The 3,649-nt window shown below is 70.2% G+C and carries 3 protein-coding genes; all 3 read right to left on the bottom strand.

Annotation, left to right across the window (positions count from 1 at the left end):
- A partial coding sequence (gene pdeM / locus AC04L7_RS14450; protein ID WP_475513265.1) for a ligase-associated DNA damage response endonuclease PdeM occupies window positions 1-538 on the bottom strand: 538 nt, incomplete at its 3' end.
- Window positions 528-2,984 (bottom strand): ligase-associated DNA damage response DEXH box helicase, encoded by a 2,457-nt coding sequence (locus tag AC04L7_RS14445; RefSeq protein WP_435998506.1) that lies wholly within the window; start codon window positions 2,982-2,984, stop codon window positions 528-530. The genes pdeM and AC04L7_RS14445, both read right to left, overlap by 11 nt.
- Window positions 2,981-3,649: ATP-dependent DNA ligase (locus AC04L7_RS14440; RefSeq protein WP_475513264.1), on the bottom strand; the 669-nt coding region annotated here is incomplete at its 5' end. The genes AC04L7_RS14440 and AC04L7_RS14445, both read right to left, overlap by 4 nt.

The raw sequence follows: 3,649 nt of genomic DNA, 5'->3' as shown, positions 1-3,649 counted from the left end.
CGGTGAGCCCGGTTCGCAGCCAGAACGTCGGCCATCGTCCTGGCAAGCCGGGATAGCGCACGCGGGGATGCACGTGACCTGCGATGACGTGTCCCGTCCCGTCGCCGGGTACATGGCGCAGCTCGAACGGGCCGCGTCGCAGGCCTTCGGGGACGAGATCGAGCCGCCAGTCCGACGCGCGTCCATGCAGATGGCGGTCGTGGTTGCCTGCCACCACGGTGATCGGCAACGACGCATGCCGCTCACGCCACGCCTGCCACTCCTCCTRCCACGCGCCGCCCGATCCGGCGCCATGCAGGAAGTCGCCCAGCACGCACAGCTCGCGTGCACCGGTGGCGGCAAGCAACGACTGCAGGCGTTCCAGATCGTCGCGCGTACCGCCGCGCGGTACCGCGATGCCACCACGACGCAACGCTTCGCCTTTGCCGAGATGGAGGTCCGCGACAAGCAGCAGGGATTGCGCCGGCCAGAACATGGCGCGATCGGCGAGCAGTCGTACAGGCTGTCCTGCCAGTTCGATATCGAGGCTAGCCTGCATGGCGGCGTTCCAGCTGCTCGGCCGCACGGCGTACCCGCGCCTGCCAATCCTCGGTGCTCAGGTGCGCGCGCATCCCGTCGGCCCACAGCGGAAAGGCGAGCGGTGTGAGGCTGGCGGGCGAGGTGAGGTGCACGCGCGCATCGCGCAGCCGGCCGAGCAGGACCTCCATGTCGGCGATCTGCAGGTCTTCTTCCAGCGCCTCGCGGCGCGCCAGTTCCAGCAGCAGATGGCCGGGGTCGTGTTGCGACAGCACGTCGAAGAGCAGTCCGCTCGACGCCTGCAATTGCCGCAGGCTGCGGGGCGTGCGGCCCGGCAGCGAAGGCGGCAACAGGCCGGCAACGCGCGCGATGCCGCGGAACTGCCGGCGCGCCAGTTCGCCGAGGTTGGCGCCGTGGGCGAGGTCGTCCACCAGATGGAGGGGCGAGAGCAGTTCCCGCAGCAGGTCCGCATCCAGGGCAACGGGCAGCTGGGCCGACAGCACGAAACCGAGATCATTGGCCGCGAGCGAGAACGTGTTGGGGTGCCGCTGGCCCCATCGCCACGCCATCAGGGCCGCGAGCCCCTCGTGCGCACGACGGCCGGCGAACGGATAGACGAATACGTGGTATCCATCGCGGCGCTTCACCTGTTCCACCAGCAGCTCGCCGGGAGACGGCACGCGACTGAGACGTTCCTGCACGGCCAGCAGCGGACCCAGCGCCCGCATCTCGGGCGATGTCCGGTCGTCCGCCAGCGACGCCAGCACCTGCGCGGCCAGCCGCGACGACAACGGCATGCGCCCGCCCATCCAGCGGGGCACCACACCGTCGCCCTGCTTGACCAGGCGCACGTAAGCCGTCATGTCCTGAAGCCGCACCAGCTCCAGCAAGCGACCGGCGAACCGGAAACGGTCACCCGGGCGCAGGCGGCTGAGGAAGGCTTCCTCGACCGCGCCCAGTCCACCGCCTTTCATGAACTTCACCGACACGTTGCCGTCGCTGGCGATGGTGCCGATGGAAAGCCGATGGCGCAGGGCGACGATCTTCTCGTGCACGCGATACACGCCGTCCGCATCGCGCACGACGCGTCGATACTCGGGATAGTGCTCCAGTGCATCGCCGCCGCGCACGATGAAGTCGAGCACCCGCTGCCACGTCGCGGTGTCGAGCGTCGCGAACGCGTGCGTCGTGCGCACCTCGGCCAGCAGCGCGTCCGCCTCGAAGCCACCGCCCAGCGCGAGCGTCACCGCGTGCTGCGCCAACACGTCGAGCGGCAGGCGAGGGGGATGCCGGGTCTCCACGACGCCCTCCGCGATCGCCGTGCGGGTGGCCGCGTACTCGGCGAGTTCGAGCGCATGCGTAGGCACGCACAGGACATGGCCGGTCTCGCCGGGACGATGGCGCGCACGGCCGGCACGCTGCAGCAGGCGGGCCACGCCCTTGGGGCTGCCGATCTGGATCACCTGGTCGACCGAGGGAAAGTCGACGCCCAGGTCCAGGCTGGACGTGGCGACCACGCACCGCAGCGATGCATCGCGCAAGCCGGCTTCGGCCTGCTGCCGCACGGCCGGATCGAGCGAGCCATGATGCGGGGCCAGCGTCGCGCTGTCTTCCGGCCATACCGACGACAGCGCCTGATGCCACAGTTCCGCGTGCGCGCGCGTGTTGGTGAACAGCAGGGTGGTGCGTACGGAGAACACGCGATCCATCACGCCCGCAAGCTGGCTCAGGCCCAGGTGGCCGCTCCAGGGAAACCGCACGATGTCCGCCGGCAACAGCGTTTCCAGCGTCATCGGCCGGGGCCGCGCGGCCGACAGCACGCGCGGCGGTTGGCCGGGCGGAAGCAGCGACCGGCAGGCATCCTCCAGATTGCCGAGCGTCGCCGACAGTCCCCACGTTCGCACGCGAGGCGACCATCGGCGCAGGCGCGCCAACGCAAGCTGGGTCTGCACGCCGCGCTTGCTGCCCATCAGCTCGTGCCATTCGTCCACCACCACGCAGCGCAGGTCGCCGAACATCGGCGCCGTATCCGGATAGCTGAGCAGCAGCGACAGCGACTCGGGCGTGGTCACCAGCACATCCAGCTTGCCGCCGCGCGCCAGGCGCTTGTCGCGTGCACTGGCATCGCCGGTGCGCTGCGCCACACTCCACGGCAGGCCGAGCGCATCGGCGGTCTCGGCCAGCGCTCGCGTCGTGTCGGTGGCCAGGGCGCGCAGCGGCGTGATCCACAGCACGCGCAACGGACGCGCAACCGGCCTGCGCGACCCGGATGAACGGGACGGCGCCTTTTCCGCCAACGCTTCGAGCAGCGGTCCGCCGAACGCGGCGAGTGTCTTGCCGCTGCCGGTCGGGGTATGGATCAGCCCCGATTCGCCCGCCAGGTAATGTCGCCAGGCCTGGCGCTGGAACGGCAGCGGCTTCCAGCCGCGGGCGGCGAACCACTGCTGCAGCCGGGCGAGGGGCGTCATCGCGCCAGTGCCTGCAGCGTGGACAGCTTGTCGGCGTGCGCCGCGGACTTGTCATGGCGCCAKCGCAGGATGCGGGGAAACCGAACGGCGACGCCCGCCTTGTGCCGATTGCTGATGTTCACGCCTTCGAAGCCGAGCTCGAAGACATGGTGGGCGACGACGGAACGCACGGGGCCGAACCGCTCGCGCGTGTGGGTGCGGATCCACTGGTCCAGGGCCAGTATTTCCTTGTCGTCCAGTCCCGAGTAGGCCTTCGCCACCGGCACCAGTTCGCCGGCGTCGTTCCATACACCGAACGTGTAATCGGTGTGCAGGGTACTGCGGCGCCCATGCCCGGCCTGCGCGTACAGCAGCACCGCGTCGATGGTCAGGGGATCGATCTTCCATTTCCACCAGTCGCCGCGTCGCCGGCCGCTGCGATACGGCGATGCACGGCGTTTCAGCATCAGGCCTTCGACGCCGCGTTCGCGCGCGCCCTGGCGCAGCGCGGCGGCCGCATCCCAGGATGCAGCATCCACCGCCGGCGAGACCTGCAGGCGCGGATCGTGCGTGGCCCGGAGCAGCTCGTCCAGGCGCTGCCGGCGCGCCTCCAGCGTCCATTCGCGCACATCTTCGCCTTCCAGCTCCAGCAAGTCGTACGCCAGCACCCGCGCGGGCGCGGCAGC

The organism is Pseudoxanthomonas sp. LjRoot204_2, assembly GCF_056175765.1.
The sequence above is the reverse complement of the archived record's forward strand: the minus strand, read 5'-3'. Positions and strand labels throughout refer to the sequence as shown.

Coding starts and splice junctions, on each gene's coding strand:
- AC04L7_RS14445 (WP_435998506.1), bottom strand. CDS start 2,984: ATGACGCCCCTCGCCCGGCTGCAGCAGTGGTTCGCCGCCCGCGGCTGG.